Consider the following 782-nt stretch of genomic DNA (forward strand, 5'->3'; position numbering starts at 1 on the left):
CGTACTTAAAACAATGGCAACTAACGATTGGTCCCTTAGCTATACCAGTGCCTACTTCGACTTATCGTCCCCTGGTATTTTATTTCAGTGGCAAAAGCTTTATGCTCGCGACGGTATAACTCGTCTAAAACCACAGAAAAAAGGTAGGCCTCGCGTGACAAATCTCTCTCCTACACCAAAACCATCGGAGCAGATGACTGAGAAAGAGCTCAGAGAAGAGTTGGAGTATTTACGTGCAGAGAACGCTGTTCTAAAAAAGTTGGAAGCCTTGGCTCAAGCCAGACAGAGAAAAGCAAAGACAAGACGGTAATCGTCGAAGAGCTCAAGGCAACATACAGCTTACAACATTTACTAAAGGCCACAGGGCTGCCCAGAAGCGTGTATTACTATCACCGTAGTACGCTCAAACTGCCCTGTGCCGATACTGACTTACGCGTAAAAATACGTGATATCTATCACAAACATAAAGGCCGATATGGCTATCGCAGAATAACCAGTGCCCTAAGAACAATGGGCTTGGTGATTAACCACAAACGTGTTCAGCGTCTTATGAACGAGCTTGGTCTTAAATCGAAAGTAAGGCCTAAAAGATATAAATCCTATAAAGGTGAAGTCGGCAGAATCGCTGAAAACGCCCTAAACCGTGATTTCACAGCAAAGAAGCCTAATCAGAAATGGGTGACTGATGTGACTGAATTTAAAGTGAATAACCAGAAGGTGTATCTGTCGCCTATGATAGATCTGTTTAACCAAGAGGTTGTCAGCTACGAAGTACGAACATC

The 782-nt window shown here is 43.6% G+C and carries 2 pseudogenes; both read left to right on the plus strand.

Annotation, left to right across the window (positions count from 1 at the left end):
* A pseudogene (locus GQS54_RS22955) lies at nt 1–310 on the plus strand (transposase); the annotation flags it as partial.
* Nucleotides 274–782: pseudogene (locus GQS54_RS22960) on the plus strand (IS3 family transposase); the annotation flags it as partial. The pseudogenes GQS54_RS22955 and GQS54_RS22960, both read left to right, overlap by 37 nt.

It is taken from the genome of Paraglaciecola sp. 20A4 (assembly GCF_011378905.1).
GTDB lineage: Bacteria > Pseudomonadota > Gammaproteobacteria > Enterobacterales > Alteromonadaceae > Paraglaciecola.